Annotated in this window: 28 protein-coding genes, 1 tRNA gene and 1 pseudogene; 9 read left to right on the top strand and 21 right to left on the bottom strand. The window is 46.6% G+C overall.

All coding sequences use genetic code 11. From position 1 onward, the window contains the following. Positions 1 to 5: 5 nt before the first annotated feature. Entirely contained in the window at positions 6 to 524 is a 519-nt protein-coding gene (gene orn, locus IPJ71_04555) for an oligoribonuclease (protein MBK7842953.1), read from the bottom strand. A 30-nt stretch (positions 525 to 554) separates the two neighbouring features. Further along, positions 555 to 866, bottom strand: a complete 312-nt coding sequence (locus IPJ71_04550) for a Smr/MutS family protein (GenBank protein ID MBK7842952.1) — start codon at positions 864 to 866, stop codon at positions 555 to 557. 122 nt (positions 867 to 988) lie between these two features. Here IPJ71_04550 and IPJ71_04545 point away from each other — a divergent pair, with 122 nt between their 5' ends. Together IPJ71_04545 and IPJ71_04540 are read left to right on the top strand one after the other, a co-directional pair. Beyond that, a complete protein-coding gene (locus IPJ71_04545) occupies positions 989 to 1,600 on the top strand; it encodes a serine hydrolase (protein MBK7842951.1) in 612 nt (203 codons plus the stop codon). 76 nt (positions 1,601 to 1,676) lie between these two features. Continuing rightward, on the top strand, positions 1,677 to 2,333 hold the full coding sequence (locus IPJ71_04540) for a hypothetical protein (protein ID MBK7842950.1): 657 nt from the start codon (positions 1,677 to 1,679) through the stop codon (positions 2,331 to 2,333). Positions 2,334 to 2,424: 91 nt separating this feature from the next. Here IPJ71_04540 and IPJ71_04535 read toward each other — a convergent pair whose 3' ends face one another. Further along, positions 2,425 to 4,353, bottom strand: a complete 1,929-nt coding sequence (locus IPJ71_04535) for a S9 family peptidase (protein ID MBK7842949.1) — start codon at positions 4,351 to 4,353, stop codon at positions 2,425 to 2,427. A 328-nt stretch (positions 4,354 to 4,681) separates the two neighbouring features. Between IPJ71_04535 and proB the strand changes: the two genes are divergently transcribed. Both proB and IPJ71_04525 read left to right on the top strand, forming a co-directional pair. Then, on the top strand, positions 4,682 to 5,515 hold the full coding sequence (proB, locus tag IPJ71_04530) for a glutamate 5-kinase (GenBank protein MBK7842948.1): 834 nt from the start codon (positions 4,682 to 4,684) through the stop codon (positions 5,513 to 5,515). After that, positions 5,500 to 6,735, top strand: a complete 1,236-nt coding sequence (locus IPJ71_04525; GenBank protein MBK7842947.1) for a glutamate-5-semialdehyde dehydrogenase — start codon at positions 5,500 to 5,502, stop codon at positions 6,733 to 6,735. Before proB ends, IPJ71_04525 begins: the two co-directional genes overlap by 16 nt. Before the next feature lie 118 nt (positions 6,736 to 6,853). Here IPJ71_04525 and IPJ71_04520 read toward each other — a convergent pair whose 3' ends face one another. Further along, positions 6,854 to 7,249, bottom strand: a complete 396-nt coding sequence (locus tag IPJ71_04520) for a hypothetical protein (protein ID MBK7842946.1) — start codon at positions 7,247 to 7,249, stop codon at positions 6,854 to 6,856. 384 nt (positions 7,250 to 7,633) lie between these two features. On the opposite strand from IPJ71_04520, the gene IPJ71_04515 reads away from it, so the two are divergent. Both IPJ71_04515 and IPJ71_04510 read left to right on the top strand, forming a co-directional pair. Then, positions 7,634 to 7,710: transfer RNA gene (locus IPJ71_04515), tRNA-Asp, on the top strand. A gap of 686 nt (positions 7,711 to 8,396) precedes the next feature. Then, complete coding sequence (locus IPJ71_04510; GenBank protein ID MBK7842945.1) at positions 8,397 to 8,627, top strand: hypothetical protein; 231 nt, start codon at positions 8,397 to 8,399, stop codon at positions 8,625 to 8,627. 246 nt (positions 8,628 to 8,873) lie between these two features. Here the strand turns inward: IPJ71_04510 and IPJ71_04505 are convergent. The 3 genes and pseudogenes from IPJ71_04505 to IPJ71_04495 form a co-directional block, all read right to left on the bottom strand. Continuing rightward, positions 8,874 to 9,353: pseudogene (locus IPJ71_04505) on the bottom strand (recombinase family protein). Next, positions 9,343 to 9,552, bottom strand: coding sequence for a hypothetical protein (locus tag IPJ71_04500; GenBank protein ID MBK7842944.1), 210 nt, complete (start codon positions 9,550 to 9,552; stop codon positions 9,343 to 9,345). Before IPJ71_04500 ends, IPJ71_04505 begins: the two are co-directional and overlap by 11 nt. A 30-nt stretch (positions 9,553 to 9,582) precedes the next feature. Further along, positions 9,583 to 9,927 carry a hypothetical protein gene (locus IPJ71_04495; GenBank protein ID MBK7842943.1) on the bottom strand — a complete coding sequence of 115 codons (345 nt, stop codon included), beginning with the start codon at positions 9,925 to 9,927 and terminating at the stop codon, positions 9,583 to 9,585. Between the two features lie 113 nt (positions 9,928 to 10,040). On the opposite strand from IPJ71_04495, the gene IPJ71_04490 reads away from it, so the two are divergent. The 3 genes from IPJ71_04490 to IPJ71_04480 are packed head-to-tail and all read left to right on the top strand — an operon-like array spanning position 10,041 to position 11,134. Then, on the top strand, positions 10,041 to 10,232 hold the full coding sequence (locus IPJ71_04490) for a helix-turn-helix transcriptional regulator (GenBank protein MBK7842942.1): 192 nt from the start codon (positions 10,041 to 10,043) through the stop codon (positions 10,230 to 10,232). Positions 10,233 to 10,236: 4 nt separating this feature from the next. Beyond that, positions 10,237 to 10,602 carry a hypothetical protein gene (locus tag IPJ71_04485; GenBank protein ID MBK7842941.1) on the top strand — a complete coding sequence of 122 codons (366 nt, stop codon included), beginning with the start codon at positions 10,237 to 10,239 and terminating at the stop codon, positions 10,600 to 10,602. Beyond that, on the top strand, positions 10,586 to 11,134 hold the full coding sequence (locus IPJ71_04480) for a hypothetical protein (GenBank protein MBK7842940.1): 549 nt from the start codon (positions 10,586 to 10,588) through the stop codon (positions 11,132 to 11,134). The genes IPJ71_04485 and IPJ71_04480 overlap by 17 nt, the downstream gene beginning before the upstream one ends. Positions 11,135 to 11,310: 176 nt before the next feature. Here IPJ71_04480 and IPJ71_04475 read toward each other — a convergent pair whose 3' ends face one another. The 14 genes from IPJ71_04475 to IPJ71_04410 form a co-directional block, all read right to left on the bottom strand. Continuing rightward, a complete protein-coding gene (locus tag IPJ71_04475; protein ID MBK7842939.1) occupies positions 11,311 to 12,171 on the bottom strand; it encodes a hypothetical protein in 861 nt (286 codons plus the stop codon). Positions 12,172 to 12,173: 2 nt separating this feature from the next. Then, complete coding sequence (locus IPJ71_04470; GenBank protein ID MBK7842938.1) at positions 12,174 to 12,617, bottom strand: hypothetical protein; 444 nt, start codon at positions 12,615 to 12,617, stop codon at positions 12,174 to 12,176. 25 nt (positions 12,618 to 12,642) lie between these two features. Continuing rightward, on the bottom strand, positions 12,643 to 14,256 hold the full coding sequence (locus IPJ71_04465; GenBank protein MBK7842937.1) for a TraM recognition domain-containing protein: 1,614 nt from the start codon (positions 14,254 to 14,256) through the stop codon (positions 12,643 to 12,645). Between the two features lie 15 nt (positions 14,257 to 14,271). Continuing rightward, on the bottom strand, positions 14,272 to 15,156 hold the full coding sequence (locus tag IPJ71_04460; protein MBK7842936.1) for a TrbI/VirB10 family protein: 885 nt from the start codon (positions 15,154 to 15,156) through the stop codon (positions 14,272 to 14,274). A gap of 10 nt (positions 15,157 to 15,166) precedes the next feature. Next, positions 15,167 to 15,895: a TrbG/VirB9 family P-type conjugative transfer protein gene (locus IPJ71_04455; GenBank protein ID MBK7842935.1), complete on the bottom strand. Its 729-nt coding sequence runs from the start codon at positions 15,893 to 15,895 to the stop codon at positions 15,167 to 15,169. 3 nt (positions 15,896 to 15,898) lie between these two features. Next, on the bottom strand, positions 15,899 to 16,498 hold the full coding sequence (locus IPJ71_04450; GenBank protein MBK7842934.1) for a hypothetical protein: 600 nt from the start codon (positions 16,496 to 16,498) through the stop codon (positions 15,899 to 15,901). A gap of 9 nt (positions 16,499 to 16,507) precedes the next feature. Beyond that, a complete protein-coding gene (locus IPJ71_04445) occupies positions 16,508 to 17,416 on the bottom strand; it encodes a hypothetical protein (protein MBK7842933.1) in 909 nt (302 codons plus the stop codon). A 4-nt stretch (positions 17,417 to 17,420) separates the two neighbouring features. Then, positions 17,421 to 18,122 (bottom strand): hypothetical protein, encoded by a 702-nt coding sequence (locus IPJ71_04440; GenBank protein ID MBK7842932.1) that lies wholly within the window; start codon positions 18,120 to 18,122, stop codon positions 17,421 to 17,423. Further along, entirely contained in the window at positions 18,119 to 20,686 is a 2,568-nt protein-coding gene (locus IPJ71_04435; protein ID MBK7842931.1) for an ATP-binding protein, read from the bottom strand. The genes IPJ71_04440 and IPJ71_04435 overlap by 4 nt, the downstream gene beginning before the upstream one ends. Next, complete coding sequence (locus IPJ71_04430; GenBank protein MBK7842930.1) at positions 20,673 to 21,002, bottom strand: hypothetical protein; 330 nt, start codon at positions 21,000 to 21,002, stop codon at positions 20,673 to 20,675. Before IPJ71_04430 ends, IPJ71_04435 begins: the two co-directional genes overlap by 14 nt. 52 nt (positions 21,003 to 21,054) lie before the next feature. After that, entirely contained in the window at positions 21,055 to 21,345 is a 291-nt protein-coding gene (locus IPJ71_04425) for a TrbC/VirB2 family protein (protein ID MBK7842929.1), read from the bottom strand. A gap of 12 nt (positions 21,346 to 21,357) precedes the next feature. Beyond that, positions 21,358 to 21,789, bottom strand: a complete 432-nt coding sequence (locus IPJ71_04420; protein ID MBK7842928.1) for a hypothetical protein — start codon at positions 21,787 to 21,789, stop codon at positions 21,358 to 21,360. A 74-nt stretch (positions 21,790 to 21,863) separates the two neighbouring features. Further along, positions 21,864 to 22,082 (bottom strand): hypothetical protein, encoded by a 219-nt coding sequence (locus tag IPJ71_04415; GenBank protein ID MBK7842927.1) that lies wholly within the window; start codon positions 22,080 to 22,082, stop codon positions 21,864 to 21,866. Between the two features lie 66 nt (positions 22,083 to 22,148). Beyond that, positions 22,149 to 22,343 (bottom strand): hypothetical protein, encoded by a 195-nt coding sequence (locus tag IPJ71_04410; protein MBK7842926.1) that lies wholly within the window; start codon positions 22,341 to 22,343, stop codon positions 22,149 to 22,151. Positions 22,344 to 22,353 lie beyond the last annotated feature (10 nt).

The raw sequence follows: 22,353 nt of genomic DNA, 5'->3' as shown, positions 1-22,353 counted from the left end.
AAAATCTATGAATTTTCAATAAAAGAGAGATAGAAGGAGAGTTCGTCAAGACTCTCCTGAATGTCTTCTGATGCTCTGTGGGCGTTTTTCTTTTGAAAAACGCGACTGTAAAAATTATTAAAAACAATTTTGAAGGCTGTCACATCGAGCATTCGATAATGCAATCGCTCGGAAAACCTTTGGAAATACTTGTTAATAAATAAGCGGTCTTGAGAAATGGAGTTTCCAGCGAGAATCACTTTTTCTTCTGCCCAGTATTTATCAAGAAGTTGCAAAAGATCGGCTTCGACCACAGAAGTTGATTTACCAGATGGAATAAGTTGGAGAAGCCCTGAATTTCCGTGGTGTTTTCGATTCCAGTCGTCCATAGATTCCAGATATTTCTGTGGCTGATTTATGATGGAATGATAGGAATCGACTATTTCCAGTTTCTTATTGGTAACAGCTGCGGCGACTTCGATTGGAACTTCTTTTTCAACGTCGAGTCCCGTCATTTCCATATCAAACCACAGCAGATAGTCCACCCCATTCTCCTTTTTCTTTTTGAAGTTGAATTAGTCAAGATAAACGATCAGAACGCCTTCATTCGCCTTGCCGTTATCCAGTCTTTCATAGTTCCAATGGTATCCAGCTTTTTTCAAGTAGTCGATCACTTGTTTCTGGACGATACCCTTGCCCTTTCCAGTCATTATCTTGACTTGCTGGGAATTCTTTTGGACCTCGTTCAACAAAAATCGATCAACTAGGTCAAAGATTTCGTCTTGGGTGCGTCCGTGCAAATCAATCATTCGAACGGTCGATTTGCCCTGACTCCCCTTTGCTCCTCCTGTCCGGTCTTTTGAGGTAATCGATCTTTTGCTTTTCATGGAGTTCCTGTTTTTCGATAAGATAAGGACTTAAGTAATTGAAATCTTTATAAATTAATATTATTCTGCAAGTCGCGCAACTGACACTAAAATCCCGTGTTTCATATGCACGGGAGGGTTTTATGCGTTCTATAAAGCTATTAATGAGAGCCGCAATTATATTCGCAATTCCTCTTGGATTGTCAATTCAATCTTGTTCATCGGGCTATCGGCCACTTTCTGGTCCGAATCAAGAGGTCAAAAACGAGGATTCAGAACCGCCGCCGCCCAATCTTCCTCCCCCAAACGGCAACAACTTCTACTATCCGCCGGTGAACGATTTAGAGAAGGAAACTTGCGATTCATCCACTTGGGAACATACATCTCCATTGTCTGCCGGATTCAATGAAGAAAAATTAAATGAGGTCATGAACTTTGTTAAGGATCCCAGTCAACACACCACGGCTTTTGTCATTCTCCATCGAGGGAGAATTGTTCGGGAGTGGTACAGCGGAAAAATCAATCTTACTGAATACAACAGTGGACTTACGCAAGGACTTCTGAAAGTTGCCAACTGGGATTGTAACTCAGCTGATCGGATTCATTCTGCATCAAAATCGATGGTCAGTATTGCGATTGGAATTGCTGAGCAAGAGGGACGGCTTAACATGGAAGACCCAGTTTCACAATTTTGGGAAGTTGGACAAACTTGCCCGCGATCGACGAGGATAAGATTCACATCAAACATTTATTGACAATGACAAGTGGACTTGACGGCTCCCCAGCTGGGGAGATGAATTTGAGACTCCTGAAGGAAAGATAAAGGGAATTTTGATAAATGATAAATACCAGGCCCCTGAGAACTCCTGGTTTTATAATACCACGGCCTATCATCGGTTGTTTGCTGTGATCGACAGAGTTGGGCAGAGCAGGGATCAATATTTCAAAGAGAAAATTTTTGACCGCATTGGCATGAATGACAGTGAGGTCTTGACCGAAAACATCATCTCGAGTGGTCGGGATATGGCACGATTCGGTCTCTTGATGTTGGGCAATGGGAAATGGGGGGAGGACTCCATCGTTAACCCTGAGTTTGTGAGAGATGCGACATCTCCATTTCTGTCTTTGCCAATTTTTTCAGGGACTTCTTTGGAAAGGATGAACAGATCCTACGGATTTTTGTTTTGGCTTAATGGTCAGTCAAGTTGGATGTCAGGCTCCTGTTTTGATAGCCTAGGACAGCTGAAGCCTACGGCGAAGTGCAGGGCCGCAAACAATAATGGGTCTTTCAATGGCTCTCTGATTAAGTCAGCTCCGACTGATCTCATCGCAGCTCTTGGTCTTGGCGACAAAAAGATCTACTTTGTCCCCAGTCTCGATCTTGTCATCGCACGACATGGAACGCCACCAGTAGGAGATGAGACCCAATATTCTGAAAGCAACCTCGATGTAACTTTATGGGGAAAGTTGATGGAGGCAAGGCAATAGTCAGCGGCTCGGTGGCAAGCCGCAAGCCAGTGGTTTCAAACCAGAGGTTTCAATCAAGATTATCGAGCCGCATTTTTTCAATGCAACAGACTTAGGGCTTCAGGTGTTGCTCGAGAAATTTCTCCATGGCTTCATAAAATTCAAATCTGTTCTCTTCATTGTGAAACCCATGACCCTCATCCTGTTTGACTAAATAGGGAACGTCAATTCCCTTCGCTTTGAGAGCATTGACGATTTGGTTTGATTCTTCAATGTTCACTCGCGGGTCCTTGGCCCCCTGAACAACGAAAAGAGGGGCTTTGATGCGATCAACGTGAAACACGGGTGAAGCAGAATGCATCAATTCTTTGTCCAAATCTGGATTGCCAACCATTTCGTACATCATATCCAGAAAGGGTTTCCAGTAAGGAGGAATCGTTTTCATAAAAGTAAAAAGATTTGAAACTCCGACGTAGTCAACTCCGCAGGCGTAAAGCTCAGGAGTAAAAGCGAGGCCAGCTAAAACCGCGTAGCCGCCGTAACTTCCTCCATAAATACAAATTCTTTTTGGATCGGCTACTTCCTTCTTAATCAGCCACTGCACGCCATCTGAAATATCGTTTTGCATGGTCTTTCCCCATTGCTTGAACGAGGCTTCCCAAAACTTTCGACCATACCCAGTTGACCCTCTAAAATTCATCTGCAAGACCCTGTATCCCCGGTTGGCGAGCCACTGGATGGTTGGGTTATAGCCCCAATCATCGCGGGCCCAGGGGCCTCCGTGGGGGTGAATGATGATAGGTATCTTGCCACTGATATAGTTTCTGGGGAGGGTGAGATACCCGTTAATCTTTAAACCATCTCGACTCACATAGGAGATAGGTTTCATCTCGGCCATCTCTGATTCGTTGATCCAAGGGCCGACTTCGCTAATTTTAGATAGAGTTTCACTGGCGACATCAAATAGGTAAAAGGAGCCCAGACTTCTGTCGCTATAGGATCGAACCACAATTTTAGTTTCATCTCTATTCAAGCTTGAAAATGAGATCTCGTAACCAGGGAGAGAATTCGTCACTTTTGAAAAAATGGATTCCATTTTTGAGTCGAAGAAATGACGCTCCTTTTTCCAAGTAGTAAACAAGGCGGCAACAAGCACTTTTCTTTTCTTTGAATAGGAGAGACCTTCAACGTCGACTTCATTATGATCAAATATTTTTTCAAGTTCCTTCCCCTCTGCGAGATCAAACTTAACGATAGCGGATTTGTCGCGACCAAGATTAGAAGACGCGTAAACAAACTTGTTATCAAAAGTAAAAAAATGAGGAGAAACGGAAGTTTTGAAATCAGTTGAAAAGGTTTTTTTGAAACTTCCTTTTTCGCTTTTTCGATAGTAGAGATCGGTATTGACTCCATTCGTCGCAATAGCACCCCTTATTTTGCCATCGTGGTCTGTGATCCAGCTCGTGAAATTTCCCGGGTTTTCTGCTACCAGATCTAGTTTTCCTGACTTGATGTTGAGGCGATAGACATCAAAGATCTCCTTTTTTCTCTTGTTCAGCCCGATCAAGACATGGTTCTCGTCGATGTCTTCGAGATCATCGATGATCTCCATCCGAACTCCCGGAAAAGGAGTCAGTTTTTTTAGATTTTTGCCTTTGATATCCACTGAGAAAAGATGGAAATTTTCGTCTCCGCCCTCGTCTCTCGAGAAAACAAGTGTCTTGTCTCCTTTCCAGAAAAAATTGCTGATATCGCGATCCAGGACATTGGTCACTCGACTGGCTTGAGAGAGATTTTGGCCTACCTGAGAACTTTTCATGACAGAGATATTCATTCGATTTTTGTAGGGCTGCAGAAAAGCGAGGTGATCTCCTGAGGGGGACAGAGCAAACCTTGAACTTGTGGGATTACGAAAGAAATCGCGCACAGGAATTTGGGCCGTAGCCGTCGGCGCTGACGGAATCTGCCGAATTGCTGGCTGAGCACAGGCGATGAGAAAAAAAACACAGGCAGGGAAGAGACCAATTATTGGGTTTTTCATATTTCTCATGTCTTTCATATTTCTGTTATTTCTCATGTTTCTCATGTTTTCCATGTTTTTCAATTCTCCTCGGATCCCGGTTGTCGGTCCAAATCACCACATCACTTCAATCAATGTGAGGTTGGAACCTAAAAAATAAGCTCCAAATAAAGTAACATAACATTTCATTGGCATTTTAACCTCGTCACGGTATCACTGCTCTGTTAAATGAGCTAGGATTTTCCTCATAGTCTAGAGGCCTTTCTTTCGAATCAAAGGGGAGAAGGGCGATTGGGCGGGTGTCGGGAATCAACAACGATGAATATAAAAATATTGAGGCTTTGACGGAATGGAACGAATCGATCGCATTGTTATCAAAATTGGAACTGGAGTCTTGACTGGAGAAGATGGAACTTTCGCAGCTACCAGGCTTTCGCGTCTTCTGGATGAAATCTTGCCATTTGTCAGTAAGCCCCATCAGCAGGCGATGATCGTTTCGTCGGGAGCGGTCGGTCTAGGGAGGATGCGGCTCAATCTTAAAGGCGACTTATCTCTGGCCGAAAAACAGGCTTGTGCAGCGATTGGTCAATCTGTTCTTATTCAAAACTATAATGTTATTCTCTCTCGTTTTGGGCTCATGGCAGGTCAAATTTTGATTAATTCCCAAGATCTTAAAAATGCTGAGCGTCGCAAAAATCTGATGGCATCTCTTCGGGAAATGGAGAGATTTCCGGTTGTTCCGGTGATCAATGAAAATGATGTGACATCAACGGAGGAATTGGAAATTTTGGGTGAGTCAGATCTCTCTTTTGGCGATAACGATCGATTGTCCGCGCTCTTGGCTTTGGAAATCAAAGCCAGTTTGTTGGTCATATTGACGGACAGCGAGGGGATCTATCTTGATAAGCCTAAAAACTCCAGTGATAGGCCTCTTTCTTATGTGGAGGATCTCAGCGTGTTGGATCAGGTTCATATTTGGAACAATTCGAAACTTGGCAGGGGAGGGGTGAAAAGCAAGATAGCCTCAGCCCGTCTGGCGGCCGAGGGGGGGACGCCCTGTTGGGTTGTTTCCGGTTTCAAAGAAAGACAACTTGATAGCTTTTTTAGAACTTTTGCCGATCGTCGCGCGCCTTTGTCTGGAACATTTGTCGTAGGAAAGGGCACTGTGTGGAAGAAATCCTAAAGAGCGTCAAACAAGCGAGTTTCAGGATGGCCTATTTAACGAGCCAGCACAAAAATCAGACGCTTTCGGCTTTGTCTGACATCCTTGAAAAAAAGAGAACCTGGCTCATTCAAGCGAATGCCAAAGATCTGGAGGAGCAAAGGGGGAAAATATCTTCTAGTCTTTTTCAGCGGCTCACGCTTTCAACCGAGAAGATATCCGAACTTGTTCGGGGACTCTCAGACCTTCAGGGATTGAAAGATCCCATTGGAGAAAGAACTCTGCACAGAGAACTTGATCAAGGACTCATACTGGAAAAAGTGACAACTCCCATCGGAGTGATCGGGATTATTTTTGAAAGTCGTCCCGATGTGGCCGTTCAAATTGGATCCTTGTTACTAAAGAGCGGAAATGCGGGAGTTCTCAAGGGTGGCAAAGAAGCCTTTCATACTCTGCGAGAGATAGAAGAATTGGTGAAGCTGCTGAATGAACGGTGTAAATTTCTGCCGCAACACTGGTTGAGCTTTATTGGCTCTCGAGACGAGGTGACAAAAATGCTTTCCCAGGACGCTTACATCGATCTGGTGATTCCTCGGGGTTCAAACGACTTGGTAAAATCGGTGAAGGCACAAACTAAAATTCCAGTTCTTGGGCACGCCGACGGAATCTGCCATCTTTATATGGATCGGGATTTCGACGTTTCTCATGCCATTGCATTGATCCTTGATTCAAAAGCTCAAAACCCCTCGGCCTGCAACGCACTTGAGACTCTTTTGGTTCATCAGCAGCACTATGGCGAAGTTATTTCTTTGCTCAGAAAAAATAAAATGGGAATTGAGCTCATTGAAGCGCCTTCTTCTTGGAGCGTCGAATACGGAGATTTGAGATTGGCTGTGAAATCTGTGGTTGGTGTTGAACAGGCGATTTCTCATATCAATAGCTACGGATCCCATCACACGGATGTCATCCTGAGCCAAGATTTGGCAGCAACGGACCAATTCATTCGCGAAGTGGATTCTGCAAACGTTTTTGTTAATTGTTCGACTCGCTTCTCAGATGGATTTCGCTATGGATTTGGCGCGGAGGTCGGTATCAGCACAAACAAAACCCACGCACGAGGCCCGGTCGGCCTTGAGGGATTGACCATTTATAAATATGTTCTTCGCGGACAGGGTCACAGAGTGTCTGACTACACGGGGGCAGGTGCGAAATTATTTTCTCACCGGAATCTTGAATGCTAAGAGATTTAAGAGATTTCTGAGTTCTGAGCATTCAAAATGTGAATGTGAATGTGAAGCTAATAATAAAGCTGATTGATCTAACTAAAAACCAATCAGCCGAATTTTATTTAGTCAAAATTTACTCACAGGTAAATTGAGACTCGACGAGTTTGTCTTTGATGCGAGTTAAAATACCTTCGCAATGGCTCGTGCCGACTTTGGCTGTTGCCACAACATCGCTTTTTCCGAATTTATTGTAATGAGTTTCACAGCCTCCAGACTGCGATTTGACTAGGCTCAGCTCTCTGGTGTCATTTCCAGCTTTGCATACGACCTTCTTCTCCGCATCTGAAGCAGAGGTCGCGGAGGTGGCGGATTTCTGAGCCTTTCCAGCTGCCTTTTCTGGAGCGGCAGGAGGCGGCTGATTTGACGTGGTCTCAGCCTTCTTGGTGTCTGAGTTTGACGTGGCGCTCTTCTCAGGTGATGAGCACGCGAACAAAGATGCAGATATCAACAGAAAAACTACTTTTTTCATTGAAGACGATTCCTCCCTTAGGGTGTTTGTTGCACTGAGTGAGCTAGTCTAAAGAGAATCTGGCCGGCTGTCTACCCGAGAAGCATCATCGATCATTCTTTTGGCAGGGCTTCATACCTCTTTCAGTCACCTTTTCGGTCCCCTTACCCCTTATTTGGTCACCCCATTGGCCGCCCATTCATCCCGCCCGATTCAACTTAAATCCATCTAATTCCATGCAATTCCATCCAAAAGATGAATAATCACTTTCATGGCCGATTTTTGATTGAAAGCGGGCATTCAAGTCGCTATAGTCGCCTCGTTTCCTTACTTTGTTGGTGTAATCCCAATAATTTGCTGACAACAGTGAGAACTTGACGATACAAGGTATCGTTCTTTTAGAGCGGGGTGGTAGTTAAGTTGGTTATAACGCCTGCCTGTCACGCAGGAGGCCGCGGGTTCGAGTCCCGTCCACCCCGCCAACTTTCCCGATAGACCAAAAATTAGCAACCGGCGTGACACCCCCTCGGGGGGCAGTCTTCCGTGACTCCAAAACCCCATCGTTTCCAGCGTTTAACCCTCGCGGGTTGAGATAAATTTTGATCCGATTTTTGCCGAATTCCACCCTTTGAATCAGCGCTCTCACCAGCTCCCGCTTGAGCGGAGATGGAAGGTTGCCAAGGTTTCCATTCACGAAGCGAATGGCCTCCCTAAGTTCGTCTTCGTTCGCTTTTGAGCTTCGTGCCGATTGCTGATCGGCCTTGAGCCGAATCAAGTGATCTGAAAGCCGCGTTTTCTGCGTCTCCATTTCGCGTACTTTTTCAAAAAATACGGTCGCGTCCTGATCCTTCGGGAGTGACGTGATCCGATCAATCAACGTCGCCACTTTTTCCGAAATCGTCTGAATTTCATTTTCTACCGCCTTGATTTCACTTCTTTGCGCATTCTCCTTGTCCTCGGAGAATCCCGCCTGCGCTGCCATCAATTCCTTCAGTAACCATTCACTCGCATCTAAGTTCTTAAGTCGATCGAGCACTAGCTGCTCCAGCTTTTCGGCTGAGACACGCGATAGTCCCGCCGGGCAACCCTCGGTGTGTCGGTAGTAGGTGTACTTGGTTGTTCGGCCAGTTCCCGAACTTGTGCGAAACTCTCGTTCGCATTCAAGGCAATGAATACGGTTCGTGAAGAGAAAGGGATAGGCCTTCCACTGGTCGACACGCAACGACTCGCGGTTATCCTTGATCTTCGCCTGCGCTGCTTGAAACTTTTCTTCCGAAATGATCGCTGGCCAGGTGGCATCGACCACTTGGTAGCGTTCGGTTTCCTTGAGTTTCAATTGGTCTTTGTTTTTGTTTTCCTTTTGAACCTCTTTTTTTCCGATGTAGGTGAGATTCGTTAAAATCCGTTGGACGCTCTTTTTGTCGAATGGTTTGCCGCCTTTTACTTCTCCGAGTCGATTTCTGAATGTTTTATTCTTTAATCCCGTGGCATTGAGTTCGCGAGCGGTGGTCTGAACGCTACTGCCTTTCAGGAATGTGTTGAAGACTCGGCTAACAATGGCGGCTTCGCTTTCATTCACGACAAGGCGGGCTTTGTTGCTCGGATCGATATCGTAACCCAAAATCTGCTGTCCGCCGTTCCAAAGGCCACGTAGAGCGCGTGCGTGGAAGTTATTGCGTGTTCTTTCACTTGTCAGCTCTCGTTCAAATTGGGCCAATGCCATCAATATGATGATGAAAACCCGGCCAGCGGGGCTTGTGGTGTCGAAGTCATATTGCGGACAAATAAAGTCGGCCTTGAGCGAATTGACTTGTTCCATGAACCGCAGGAAGTCCGTAACCGAGCGGCTCAGTCGTGAGAGTTCGGTGACCATGATCGTATCGATAATCCCGGAACGAAGATCCGCCACCATCTTTTGAAATTCAGGGCGATTGGTGTCTTTGCCCGAGCGACCCTCCTCAACATAGACCTTGGCAATTTCTCCCCACTTTTGCGGAGAATGTTCGTTTCTTCGCTGAACTTCGAGTTCCAAACGCTGCTTTTGGGGTTTTAAACTGCCCTCGGCTTCGCGTGCCTGTCTTTCGGTAGACACGCGAAGATAAATTCCTACTTTTCTAACTTGCATCTTTTTTCACCTCGTCATTTTCTGTTGCAGCTTTTGTCCAAACTCGCTGCCGGTTCTTTCGTCGATTTCGGCCATATCCGAGTTCATTAAGGGCGCGGAGATAGATTTGTATAATAGGATCGAATTGCTCTTTTGAGTCGTGGCCTGCAATGAATTGAACTGGAATTGCATGGAGATCGATCTTTTCGGATCGTCCCATTGAATTCCTCCCATGACAATTTTGATTTCGTTATTCATTTGATTCCTTGCTCGCTTGGTTACGCTGCTTTGGCGGCTCGTTCAGATTGCGAAGTAGGCGCTCGGCCTCTTCGTCCGGAATCCCTTGTTTACGAGCCTTTTTGATTCGTTTAATTAAATTCTCCATGTGCGCAACGTAGTCGAAGTATTCCCGCTGTACCTTTTCAATGGCTCGCTGAAAGGGCGCGCCGTCTTGTGAGGTCACGAACCACGATAATAGTTGGTGTTTCGTAATCCGGCCCCCCGTGAAGTCCTTATTAACCTCACCAAGCATCCGATTCAGCGCGTTGTCCGCCTCATAAGAGATTGTTACCTTGGCAATTTCATTCTCATTCATACCTATCTCCGGTTCTTCTTCGGAGTACCTTGAATATACCCCTGTAAAAAGTTACAGTCCATATAAAAAACGTCAGGATGGCTTTAATGGCACTCAATACATAGAATTGCAGCATGGCGAAATTGATACTGGCAGAGGTCCTGAAAAAGAAGGGCCTATCAAAGCGGCAGTTTGCGAAACGGATCGGCAAGGATTATTCCGCCGTGTTTCGTTATTTCCGTGAGGGATACGACCCAAAGCTATCGACTCTTGAAGATTGGGCTAAGGCCTTGAACTGCCGGGTCAGGGATTTGGTGGAGGAATAGAAAAATGAAAACAGAGGAAATCCTAATTGAATTTATTAAATTCAATACCACTCTTTCCTTGCTCGGTCTTGGCGCCTTTGGATGGATAACTGCCAAAGAAGTCGAACAGACAAGTAAGTTTTGCTGGTATCACGCTGTTTTGGTTTTCGCGTTCATCATAAATTGTCTCAACATCAACGAGGTTGCTGGGCTTATAGTTTCAATGGTGAAAGAAAGTAAGGCAGATACACCTAACTACTCAAGTGATGAAATCCAAGCAGGTTTGAAGTGGGCGCTTAGATATCTATGGGGAACGGCAGGATTTCTAACGGCCTTTCTTGTATTGCATTTCCGGCTTAGAGGGAGGGGCGGTCATGCTGCTAAAAATTAGTTCCGTAATTTTTGTCTTTCTGAGTTCAGTGGCATTTGCAGATCAACCCGTTTGGGTTGGATCGAAGGCCGAACTTTCCTCAGCGACCTCCCATGGATCAAATGTAGATATAGCCCGCAGGCCCCAAAAGGGCCGACTCAACCTTAGAGCGACAGCTCGTATGAATGAGATAGAAGTATATAATTGGAACAAGGGCGCGTGGATAAAATCTGGAATTGCAAAGATTGATAAAATCAAACTTAATGATCCGGTAGTGAATACTTTGACGAATCTTTCGGAATGCGATCACATCGCAGACGTCCTATTTGAAATCAGGGAGTCCACCCCAACTGCCGACGTTTATGCTGATGGCTTTACGAAGGGCCAGACCGATAGCAACGGAATGTATAAGCAGAAAGTTCGAACTGTCTGCCTCAACGATAACTGCCGATTCGAATTAAAAAAATCTGCCTGTGAATCTGTCGCTGAATCTTTCTCCGTTACTTCAAATCCTTTCACTTACACATTTAATAAAAAGTTAACTTGTAAATAAATCTCCGCTCCCGCCCGTGTTTTGGTTGGACACCAGTTCCTGACCACTTTCCATCGTAGAGGGGGAGTGGTCAGGAACGATCAGGGGGACAGTCAAGACACGGGCGGGAGCGGAACGCTTTGTGACTTCAATAGTTTATCCAAATTTAGCGCTTGGAAGAACTCCGCGCCAAAGTGTCACCTTACTGACACTTGTGGTTTGCCCATTTGCTCTGGCTCCTTGGTTAAATTCGACGAGATTTCGCTGATGGAAAATCGATTATCCTCACCCTCCCACGGAGCATCAAGCCTCAAGTTGCGGAGTTTATCCAATGTGCAAAAATAGATTCCGTTGCTTCGATTTGAGGCTCGAACAAGGGCATTTGATACTCTGGCCGCATGGACTTCGTTTCGAATTATCGTCAAAAGTTTTTCGTTCTTACAGAGCACAAAAACCAGGTGGAACTTTCTGGAAGTTAGTAACGCTTGAATGATCTTGGAGTATCGAGTCTTAGCTTTCTGCGTAAGCTCGACTTCCAGAGCCGTCGTCATAACTCCCTTTGCAGTACGCAGGCTGAATAAGGCGTCAGGTACTTTCCAATCGCGTTCCGATTTGTTTTTAGTATTCCTCCAGTCCTTTCCAATTGCAGACCGAAGTTCAACCTCAGAAACAAAATTGCTAATAATTAGCGAGGCGGAGAGAATTTCTCTGACTTCGTTGACGATTCGGTCATGATCGAATTGCGTTTTAAACGTAGGCCTCGATTGCAAGACATTGTCATTAATGAAGAGAACAGTCTTAGCGAATTCGATCCCTTTTCGAGTCAGTCGAAACCCTAATCGCGTGCCCCCATCGCCGATCAGAGATTCAATCAACCCAACGGTTCTTAGGTGCCTGGTTCGACGAAAAAGATTGTACCCTGGCGGTAAGTCTTTCAAGCTCCGCTCCAGATCCTTGTGATGGGCGAAGCGATTTGTAGCGATTATCCGTATAATTTCCCGGTCAATTTTGCGCAAAGCGGGAAACACGGCACGCTTTCTGGCTGAAGATTTAGACATCCTCAATTACTCCAGCGTGCCGGTTCAAGAATGACGTATTCGAAATGCGCCGGAATAAAAATGTTTCCTTTGATCTGGTCATCCACGAATCTGACCTCCACTTTGGGTGGAATCAGATTCGGTGGTTGCCCATCAGAGCTTGCCTTGGCAGCTCTGGAAAGCCCCTCGCTCTTTCCTTTTTCGAAAGCGGCGGATTGCTTGGCTTCCGCACTTTCGTGGAGCAAGTATCCAGCGGCTCCACCGAGAACAGCCCCAGCGGCTGCTCCAATGTAAGCATTCTTGATTCGTCCTTGACCCTTCGGTCCTGGGTCGACGAGGGCTCCGATGCCCGCTCCGGCAGCGGCCCCACTTCCTGCTCCGAGCAGAAAGGATTTCGTTCCGGTCGCGCATCCTGCCAGTGTCAAGCCAATGAAAATAGAAAATAGAAGTTTGATCTTTGATCCCATTATTTCCTCCTGCAACCGACGCAGCTTAGTTTAGAACCACTCGGTTGACTTCGGTTTTGTCGTTTCGTCCTGGAGGATTCAGTAGGGTTTTCTGGTCGATATTCCCCTTGGGAATACAAGGCAAATGTTTGGCGTCTTTATCAGGAAGCGGCGTGAATCTAACTCTTCTGGTCTTTACTCCTTCAAAGTAAGGGATAGAAACAAGGGCTTCGCCAGTTCTTAACTCCGACTTGATGACGTTTGGATGAAAGAGGTATTCCTCCACGGCCCTTACGGAAAGTTCACCTGTCTTGGTAGAGCCGAATATTCCGCGTGAAACACGTTCGGTTTCTTTTGATGAAGTCGTGGTGCCAAATGAATTTGCAAAAAACTCCGCCGTTTCCGGGTCGTTGTTCCGCATGACGATCTTTACGTTCGTATTCGTAGTCACCACGTTTCGAAAAGCAGGGCTCACCTTATCGAGATCACCAAGGGCCTGGTGCGAAAACACCATGCCGATATTTGCTGACCGGGATTTATTAAGCAGAGCTTCGAATCCTTCGTAGATATAATCTTGAAAATCGTCGAGATATACAGAGATGAAGCTCGCATTCTTTCCGCCTTCATTATGGCGCTTCGCCACGGAATTTTGCAGGCACTGCAGGACAAGCTTGCCAGTCGAAGAACCAAGAAATTGGTAGTACATTGTCGGAAGCTGAAAGTAGCAAATCCATTTGTGCTTTAGAGCAAGGCCCAAGTCGATATGGGATTGAGTTGTGTTGAACAGCGGCGAAATCTCGTCTGCGCAAAAGTGACTGAGTTTCGTTACCAGACCGCTTGACCTCTCATCGCGTTCCTTTGCCGAGAGATTATTGAATGCGGTGAGGTTAGTCTTCAGTGGTTCGTTGCGACTGGCCTCAATCCATCTTTCCAAGGCATCTTTGTTGGTTAGCAAGAGGTTTATATGAGAAAAGGTGGGAACAATGTTTTGATCCTTAATGATGGCGATTACGTCGCGAAAAATTCGAAACTGGACACTTTCAAAATACTCATTATCGAATTGAAAGCTGGAAAAGACTCTTTCGGTTACTTCTTGAACAGAGCCTACTGCTAAGGGATTGAATGAGCAGGACTCTTCTGGATTCGACAATGAAAATAAGCGAAAGTCGCTGGCGCGGCCAGCATCAACGGCGTAGGCATAGATTTTATCGAGAAAAGATTTATCCGCTTTACCGTCAATGATAATAAGTCCACCGCCGTTTTGAATGTCCTGTATGGCCCATGGAAGAATGACGGACTCGGATTTCCCGCAACTGGTGGTGCCGATCACCTGAGTGTGCCTGGTGCGCAAATCGGTTGTGAGATGAAGCGCTTCTTGGGAACTGCAATGCCCAAGAAATATTGCTCCATCATTCTTTCTGACAGCGGCAGTCACTTCTTCGAGGTGACAATTCCAGCGAATGCATATTCGATAAATCACGAACAAGAATCCCGTACCACAGGCGATCCAGAGGTGCCTGCTCGATTCCGGAGAGTTCCAGTAGCGGGTTATAAATTCCGATACGCGCATGGTGTAGCGGAACACAAAGAGTGAAACAGGTATTCCGATGAATGCAAAGATGAGGGCGAGGTCGCCCCGCTCCAATGGTTTTTGATTCATAAGCTCATTCCCTTCTCAAGGAATACAAGAAAGGGCGTTCCGGGTTCGACCGTGACATAGGGGGGTGACGTTTTTCATTTCTTCGGCTTGGGTTTTTGCATGTTCCGAGGCTGACTCAGAGAGACCGTTCAGTGCCGCATTTTTTAGATTTCCTGGCTCAAAGGGAGCGCTATTTCCTTGCTCGCGGTCCTTAAAACCATCGGCAAATCCTGAGATAAAATTCCCAAGGAAGCGTCCTGATTCTCGCTTGAAAATCTGAGAGTGGTATTCGCCTGCAATGCCACTAGAGCCATCCGGCATTACCGCCACGGCAGAAAATGGCTGTTCCGTACCATTTTCAAATACCAGAGTGTGGAATGCCACCTGAACTCGCTCTGATCCGTGTTCGGTTTGCGCGTTGCCAAGTGCCTTAGTGCCTACAGGTATGGCAAATCCTAGTTGGGACGAAACCTCCGAAGTGATAATCGCCACGACGGGGCCTCGGCTATCAGAAGTGACAATACGGTTAGCAAGTCGCGCCGGAATTGTGGTTCCTGAGGGAAGGCCCACACCGATGCTATTTCCTTGGGGCTTGACGACCTGGCTGGCGGTGAGTTGCCGACCAGCACCAACACGACCGCCAAGCGAATGCCCAGAGACATTCGACAAATAAAAATTCCCGTCGCCGGAGTATGCGGCTGAGGATTGGCTCATTCCTTGAGAAACGCTGGTATTGCTGTCCACCGTGGTTGCCGCAGGAGGGGTTTCTGGCTCTTCGTTTCCAGTGAAGAGAACGGCGATGAGGGTAACAGCACCGATCCCAAAGAGCCAATTTCTGATTTTGGTAGTATCAAGGCGGCGATATTTCCCGACCGGAGCGTCTTTGGCTAAAAAATATTCGTCCACTTTTGGTAATTTCATTTTTTCTCCCTCAAATTGATGGGGCCGAAATTTGAATTCCTCCCTTGATAGACTCCGTTTTGAACTGAAGCGTGCTTTTGTATCCACGGCGCAGGTGTTCGCGCTTAACATGAACCATTCCAAATAGTCGCTGGCCCTTGTCCAAAGAAAGCCGTTCGATATAGATATTTTCAATAGGTAGCGAGCGCCCGGATTGAAGAACCGCAAAGTCTCCTGGTTGAAAACCAATCTTTTTGTCCTTGGATGAAAGTTCAAAGGAGTAAATCATTGGCGTATTGATCTTGGCGCTTGCCACAGAAAGCAATCGCAGCGTAATGCCGCCAACCGAGCGCGAGACACCGACCCGTTTCGTAATAATTCCCCCTGGTGCCTCAGTCGTCACAGGTGCTTTTCGTTTTACTCGCAAAATATAATCTGGCTCGAATCCGCGGCCAGAACTGATCCTAAAATTGAATTTTCCGTACTCCGTCATCACGAAGAGGTTGGTTGAAACGCCAGACATCAGCGGCTTGATGGCAATTGAGTTTCCAACATATTCCACCTTAAAGGAGTCCTGGTCGCCCACAATGGCTTGAACCGGTCTTGCATCGAATTGCAACAGAGTCGAGTAACCGAGCGAGACGCGGACTTGTGCCACCTCAGATTCGTCAATTGAGATGGTTTTTACATTCTTAGCGAAGGCCGTGAATGAGGTCAGCAAAGAGATGATAATTGCGATTGTGAAGGTTTGTTTCTTCATACGTTAATCCTTTCCATTTTCGACCAATTGTTCGGAGGTAATGTAGACGCCCTCAGGATTTTGTTCTGTTCGTTCGCCCAGACGGATTTTTAGATTGAAAGTAAGAGTGCTTACGGCTTTGAACCCGTCGACAGTAAGAATTCTTTCCCCGGAAACTGCGGCTGTTCCTTTTTGAAGATCCACGTCGACCTGACGTAGAAAAAACCTCTGAGCTATTCGTTTCTCGGCAGCAATCTTAATCTGACTGGCATTTGCCTGAAGAAATGCCTTGCGGAAGGAACTATCAACGAACCGCGATGCCGCTCCAATGGATGTTTGGATGGTTGCGGATTCCCAATTGTGGCGCATCTCAAGGTATGCGCTGACAACTCGCTTGGCTTCACGTTCAAGATATTCCTTCGGGGGAGGATCAGATCGAAGAATTCCAGAGTCGATTGAAGAGACCGCAAAGACAGGTGGATGGCGGAGAGCTAGGACTGTAAGAGAAACTGTTAGAATTAAGTTTGCTAGACAGAAAACTAAAAGAAGATATTTTAGAATTTCATTTTGTGCGACTTCATTGCCCCAAACCTCGAACCACTTCTGACGTGCTTTTTGAATCATTTATGACCTCTATTTTTGTTTTTCATTCATCCTTTTGATATCGCGCTGGAAGGATTTGTTCTGCATTCGTGTATAAATGGATCTCTGCATGTTCCCGGCGAAGCCCTTGGTATCTCCAATGACGGCGCGGCCCACTTTCATTACGGCCCCCGCTTTTGCCGGAGCAGCAAGCATTGCGGCAGCGGTGATCGGCCCGAGTGTATCGGCAAATGCGGTAAATCCACTTCCCACAAGGGATTTAACGACAAGAGGGGTGCATAACATTGAAATCGCGATGACAAAGTTGAGTACGATCACGGTTAGATAATTTCCGGACGTTGCATAGGCATTGCCAAATGGGAGTGCGGCCAGCATTGCCGAAAGCACTGCCCAAACAACTTTCCAACTCGCAATCTCGATCATTGACTTGAATAAATTCAGAGTAATTTTTGGTGAGAAAATATGAAAAAGAAGGAGGATCGGTGCCATCAACGAAAGAAACACCCAGCTAAAGTGATACACGGCCACCATAATGTAGCGTGCAATATAGAGAATAATGTAAGAGAGGAATGAAAGCGTTGCCACGATCAAATCGTTGAATCCTAGAACCAGCGACATCGGTGATGCAGTATAGGATTTTGCCTTATCTCCTGCCATCTGCATGAACATGTTCAGGCTTTGCATATCTGAAATTTTATCGGCTAGCCCCGTTGTAATGAAAAGAATGACGTCGGTGATTTCCTGAAATCCAGCCAAGAGTAGAGTCGAAATAAAGGCTCGCTTAACAGCTTCAATGAAATCCGGTCCACCAGTCGGCGCTTTAAGCCAAGTAATGACGAGGGAGACGCAGAAAAAAATGGGAAGCAATAAGTAATAGGTATTTCTTAGCTCCGAGTGGAGCTTGTGGGCCAATTCGCCCAAGAGTTCAAAATTTTCCATGAATCTACCTCGATATTGACGGTAAGTTGAAATTGGATCTTAAGTTTCCAAACGCATCTGACACGCCCTCGTATTGCATGCGGAATTGCTCGGAATCGAGTTTTCCTCGGCGGTTTTGCAGGGCGAGTTGCTCGCTTTGCAGCTTTAGAATGGCGGCATTAGTGCGCAGGATTTGGTTGAGTACATGGATCATCATGCCCATGGATTGAACAGTGACTTTTGCTGCTCCAGCGGGATTGACCATGTGAGCGTAGTCTTTGATACGCTCGGCCTCTGGATCAAGCCGATCAGCGTACTTAAAGGCTTCATTGTGCAAGTTGATTGCTTCCGCGACACTTCGATCCGTCATGAGCTGCATTTTTCCTTCTGGTGTGTTGGGAATCCGTCCATAGAGTTCCTCAACTTTTGAAAGCACAAGGTCTAGGTTGTCCAAATCGGAAAGAACTCCCGGCCTTAGTGTTTGGTTTGCGGTTCTCATTATATTTAAGGCATCACGTAGCCCTCGATTGATGTCACGAAGCAGGTTGAGCGTGTCTCGTCCATTTCCAAGGATGTTCTGGAGCTGAGTTAACTGCTGAATGGCGGTCTGGAGAATTTGCGCTAGATACACAAGATCACCACCCCAGAAATCAGCCCGCGCGGGCCTTGCCGTGGTCAGGGAAACTACAAGGAACGGAATTATAAGTAATCGCTTCCATTTCTTCATATTGGCCCTTTCGTTTTCAGGTAATGGGCATATCCGAACGGGTATTTTTCAGCGAATTCAGAAATGATCTGCTTGAGGCTTAGCTGGGGATTTTCCTTTCGTGCCTCCTCTATTTTGGCGTTGTCGGTTGAATCACTCGTTGCAAGCCAGTATTCGATAGGTGTTGGCGCAATTCGAATCACCGTGCGATTTTCGTTGTAGATGAGAAACGCCTCGGAAAATGCTCCCTTCTGTTGTCTCAAAGAGCCGATGAGGGCCATCTCTTGGTCATTCAATTTTAGAATTTTCCGAATTGGCTCCAAATCACCTCGTTGCAGAAGGATAAATTTATTCGCGGTGTTGGCAATCAGGGCGCCACCAATGGGGCTTGCAACGATTTCGTCTAGCCCCTGGGTAATAAACGTGATGCCCGATCCAGTTTTTCGGAGAGTCCGCACGCAGTATTCCATGAACGAACTGGATGCCTGGCTTTTGAGTAGCTCCCAGCACTCATCCATCAAGATTTGTTTTCGGCGGCTTTGGCTTGCTCCTTTTGCTTCAACCTTTCCAAGGATAAAGTCCGTAATGATAAGGATCATCACCGATTGCAGGTCCGGGAAGGCTGATAGACCCTTCAAATCAAAGACGACGACATCGCTATTCAGATCAAGTCCGCTTGTTCTATCCAGCATTCGCCCATAGGGTCGCTCTCCCGTCCAAGGGAAAAGCATTTTTGCAAATGATTTTAATTCTTGTTCAGGGCTTTCACTGAGTAGCTTGGCCAAATCTGAAAGCATTGGGGTTCTCTGAGTCCGTTCGTAAACTTGAATAAGGGCTTCCTCCAAAAGGCTCTTCTGAAGTTTTGGAAGTCGGTCGCCATCTTGATCCACGAGAATGGTTTCCAGCATCGCCAGCAAGAATTTTAGTTTTTGTGGTGATGGTTTCGTTTCTCCTTCGGGAAGAAGCAGAGGATTGATTCCGGGGACTTCATTCTCGTCCTTGGGTGGACTGATTTCAACGTACTGACCGCCAAGGAACTCGCAGATTTTCCGATAAGAGCCACCGATGTCGATGATATAAACCATCGGGTTTTGAGTCATGTACTGGAGCAAGACGAGATTATTGAGAAAACTTTTTCCGGCACCACTGGAACCCGTCACGAGGGAGTTATAGTTTGGAAGGCGACTTTCAAAGGGATCATAGGCCACAAGACCACCAGCCCGGTTTCTAAAGAGGCACACAGGAGAAATGCCTTCCCCAGTGAAATCCTGATAGACAGGTAAGAAGTCTGAAAGATTATCTGTTTTAATCCGTTTGGGCCGCAGCATTTTAGTTGTTCCGCAGGGAAGTAGTGTTTTCCAAGCCGAAACCGAGGAAACAGTTTCAACAATGCCCTCAGCGCCATTGAGTTCCCTGAACTTTGCAAGAACAGCGCGCGTTTTCAGTTCAAGTTCATCCTGCGATTCCGATCGTAGCAGAATTGCAATTTGCGTATAGAGAATCTTCTGGCCCGTATTGATAATTTCACGCAAGAGTTCTTCGGTAGCATTAAGCTGCGCTTCGCTTTCCAAATCCGTGGCGCGGCCTCCATGCGACATTGACATGGAGTGAGCCATGCGCCGCTTTGTCTGGAGTTGACTGAGTTCTTTCGATTGAGTCGGAACTTGAATATGGCAGTGCAAGGAATAGTGAAAGGGAAGGTCTAAGAGCTTCACTATGAGCGCAGAGTGCGTCAACTCCGGCAGAGTTTTAAGAGTCAGTATCCGATGGTGAACGCCATCAAGCAGGAACGAGTCATAATCGACTAGCAGATCGGAAAATACAAGCTGCTCTCTCGGGCTTGGAAGTGACAACTCGGGGGCAATTTTTAGTTCTTCCCCAGTGAACTCTTGATTCCGATGCGAGTTTGCAACCCGAGGAGCCGGGTTGACGCGGGACCGCTTGGGATTCAAGAAACGGTAAATGACCTCTTTGGTGTCATCCTCGGTCATCTCGTGGCAATCCACACCAGTGACGGTCAAACTTTGAATCAATGCAAGTTTGGTTTGCTGTATGGCATGCAAGCGTTTTTCAAATTCATCCTTGCTCAAGGAATGAAAGTGAGACGGTGGCCGAAGGAATCTCTTAAATATCCCGAGGCCGTCTGCTTGGGTTAAGGTGTCGGGGCGCAGGTACAAAAATAGATAAAGATCAGATTTAACAAGTTCGAGATTCTCCAGAGCTTCCTGAAGGCCTCTTTGCCGAGAATCAGCAACCCAGCCAATATCTGTCGACTTATTTGCAAATCGTCCGTGTTGGTCGATAGTTTTACGACAGTCTGAATTCACATCCACAACAAAAGAGACTTCGGTGTTATCGGGAAGGCTATTCAGGAAAGATCGAATGTCTTGGTTCAACTGGTTCACGGATTCAGTATCCAGTGTCTCGATGGCTCGTCCACGCAAGCGCATGGGAGCCACAAGTGTACCATCTGACAGAATAACTATCCCTTCCACAAAATCCCAATATGGAAGTTCCCGAGCTAGGGAATGCTCACGCCGAAATTCCGAAAGCTCAGACAGACTCCGAGGTTTAGTTAGCTTCATTCGCAGCTCCATTCTTTTTTAAAAGTGGTTGGTACTCAGTATCGGCAGAGGCAGCAGAGTAGATGGCAGGATTCATTTTGAATTGCAGGAGATGCTGAAGATAATTTTCAGGTTTTCCCTTCTTTACAAAATGAAGCACACAGGCCAACAGCAGAGTCCCGCACCAAACGACGGGGAACTTCAGGCGCGTAGGTCCGAAAAATAGATTGCTCACGGATAGATATAAGAAAATGAGCAAGAGATCGGCCAGCTCAAAGCCAAAGAGTCTAAGCCGGTTGTCGAGAGCACGCGGAACCTTTGTGACCGATAGTGACACGGACACCTCCATGAAAATGGAGGAGAGGGAGTCTCCCTCTCCTCAAATTGATTTAGCGGACTGAAGAGCTGATGAAATCGACAATGCCTTGAGCGCCGAATCCCAGAATGCATCCAATCACCGCGTAGATGATGTGTTGGCGGGCATTTGGATTTCCGGTGATGAAGCTGAATCCGGCAAACAACAGTCCCATTGTCGCAAGCACCGGCAGCACCACGTTTGATAGTTTCATTTTGACCGTCATCAGAGAGGATTCAAAGCTTGCAAAGCTGGGTTCGGCCACCAGGAGGCCCATGAAGATCATGAGCCCCAGGGTGAAAAGAAATTGTCTTTTATTTTTCATGCACGTTTCCTTTTAGGCGGCTTCGGCATTGGCGGATGTAGAATCCACCGCCGGAAGCACCGATTTTTTGGTGGGAATGGTGTTGAGATAGATATCGTCAGCGACGAGAATGTCCCAAGAGAGTTTCAGCAGATCGCGGTTCTCCCCATCCATGAGCTTTGCTTCACCCACGTTGTTCCAGAAATATTTTCGCCCCTCCTTGAACGACTCCTCCCTTGTGAGAATCACAAAGTCGTATTTGTCCAGGTGCGTCCGTTCAGGAAGCATGTAGAATAGATCCTTGAGCAGCGTTTTCAGATAGATGGTATAAGTGTGCGAACCCTCGGTAATGAGGGCGTGGCCCACCGATTTCACCTTTTGAATTCGCCCTTTTTCATCGGGCACTCCTTTAAAGATATCGAAGCGAAAAATTGTTCGTTCAGCGTTTTCCTTGATTTGTTCCATTGTTTTGGCAACAAGTGTCCCTGCCTTTTCCATGAAAGACCTCCAGTGCGTTTAGGGTTTGTTATTTGGTTTTTTTAAGCGGCCATTGGGCAGAACTGGTTCAGTAAAAATGATTCTTCACGGGCATGGGTCAATTGGATGATCCTTACCCGAAGGTGGTTGACGGCTCCATCGAGCATCATGTCAGTGGAGTTCCAGGATTGGCCGATGTAGCGGGCAATTTCCTGGATCGTCATGTTATCCCAAAAGCGCAGATATACGATCAGGCGCTGCTTCGGGCTCAGGTAGGCCAAAGCCTCCTTGAGAAGTTCAAAGTTTTCTTGGCTCAGGTTTTCCGGCTTTTTTGAATTTGGATCGTCTCATGATGCCGCTCCAGGCTTGGTGTATTCGCGCTCTCTGGGCGGCGCTGGTTTACGAAATTCCAGGCGTTCCCATTCTTCCAGCGAGCCATTGGATTGTTTGTAAAGCATGGCGTAGAGCCGTCGCAGCCAGTTTGAAATCATTTTTGGTTTCACTTCCACCTCCGGTAAGTTCGAGAACTTCAGCGCTCTCATGATGGGATGT

Source organism: Bdellovibrionales bacterium, from assembly GCA_016714165.1.
In the GTDB taxonomy this organism is placed as follows: Bacteria; Bdellovibrionota; Bdellovibrionia; order Bdellovibrionales; family UBA1609; genus JADJVA01.
Note: the sequence above shows the minus strand (reverse complement) of the source record. Positions and strands in the feature narration are given on the sequence as shown.

Excerpts from the sequence above, each read along its gene's own strand:
- IPJ71_04535 (MBK7842949.1), bottom strand. The coding sequence starts at position 4,353 with ATGAAAAACCCAATAATTGGTCTCTTCCCTGCCTGTGTTTTTTTTCTC.
- IPJ71_04545 (MBK7842951.1), top strand. The coding sequence starts at position 989 with ATGCGTTCTATAAAGCTATTAATGAGAGCCGCAATTATATTCGCAATT.
- IPJ71_04465 (MBK7842937.1), bottom strand. The coding sequence starts at position 14,256 with ATGAATCAAAAACCATTGGAGCGGGGCGACCTCGCCCTCATCTTTGCA.
- IPJ71_04490 (MBK7842942.1), top strand. The coding sequence starts at position 10,041 with ATGGCGAAATTGATACTGGCAGAGGTCCTGAAAAAGAAGGGCCTATCA.
- IPJ71_04485 (MBK7842941.1), top strand. The coding sequence starts at position 10,237 with ATGAAAACAGAGGAAATCCTAATTGAATTTATTAAATTCAATACCACT.
- IPJ71_04470 (MBK7842938.1), bottom strand. The coding sequence starts at position 12,617 with ATGGGATCAAAGATCAAACTTCTATTTTCTATTTTCATTGGCTTGACA.
- IPJ71_04445 (MBK7842933.1), bottom strand. The coding sequence starts at position 17,416 with ATGGAAAATTTTGAACTCTTGGGCGAATTGGCCCACAAGCTCCACTCG.
- IPJ71_04425 (MBK7842929.1), bottom strand. The coding sequence starts at position 21,345 with ATGAAAAATAAAAGACAATTTCTTTTCACCCTGGGGCTCATGATCTTC.
- IPJ71_04550 (MBK7842952.1), bottom strand. The coding sequence starts at position 866 with ATGAAAAGCAAAAGATCGATTACCTCAAAAGACCGGACAGGAGGAGCA.
- IPJ71_04520 (MBK7842946.1), bottom strand. The coding sequence starts at position 7,249 with ATGAAAAAAGTAGTTTTTCTGTTGATATCTGCATCTTTGTTCGCGTGC.
- IPJ71_04420 (MBK7842928.1), bottom strand. The coding sequence starts at position 21,789 with ATGGAACAAATCAAGGAAAACGCTGAACGAACAATTTTTCGCTTCGAT.
- IPJ71_04500 (MBK7842944.1), bottom strand. The coding sequence starts at position 9,552 with ATGGGACGATCCGAAAAGATCGATCTCCATGCAATTCCAGTTCAATTC.
- proB (MBK7842948.1), top strand. The coding sequence starts at position 4,682 with ATGGAACGAATCGATCGCATTGTTATCAAAATTGGAACTGGAGTCTTG.
- IPJ71_04460 (MBK7842936.1), bottom strand. The coding sequence starts at position 15,156 with ATGAAATTACCAAAAGTGGACGAATATTTTTTAGCCAAAGACGCTCCG.
- IPJ71_04480 (MBK7842940.1), top strand. The coding sequence starts at position 10,586 with ATGCTGCTAAAAATTAGTTCCGTAATTTTTGTCTTTCTGAGTTCAGTG.
- IPJ71_04410 (MBK7842926.1), bottom strand. The coding sequence starts at position 22,343 with ATGAGAGCGCTGAAGTTCTCGAACTTACCGGAGGTGGAAGTGAAACCA.
- IPJ71_04435 (MBK7842931.1), bottom strand. The coding sequence starts at position 20,686 with ATGAAGCTAACTAAACCTCGGAGTCTGTCTGAGCTTTCGGAATTTCGG.
- IPJ71_04495 (MBK7842943.1), bottom strand. The coding sequence starts at position 9,927 with ATGAATGAGAATGAAATTGCCAAGGTAACAATCTCTTATGAGGCGGAC.
- IPJ71_04440 (MBK7842932.1), bottom strand. The coding sequence starts at position 18,122 with ATGAAGAAATGGAAGCGATTACTTATAATTCCGTTCCTTGTAGTTTCC.
- IPJ71_04455 (MBK7842935.1), bottom strand. The coding sequence starts at position 15,895 with ATGAAGAAACAAACCTTCACAATCGCAATTATCATCTCTTTGCTGACC.
- IPJ71_04510 (MBK7842945.1), top strand. The coding sequence starts at position 8,397 with ATGAATACGGTTCGTGAAGAGAAAGGGATAGGCCTTCCACTGGTCGAC.
- IPJ71_04450 (MBK7842934.1), bottom strand. The coding sequence starts at position 16,498 with ATGATTCAAAAAGCACGTCAGAAGTGGTTCGAGGTTTGGGGCAATGAA.
- IPJ71_04475 (MBK7842939.1), bottom strand. The coding sequence starts at position 12,171 with ATGTCTAAATCTTCAGCCAGAAAGCGTGCCGTGTTTCCCGCTTTGCGC.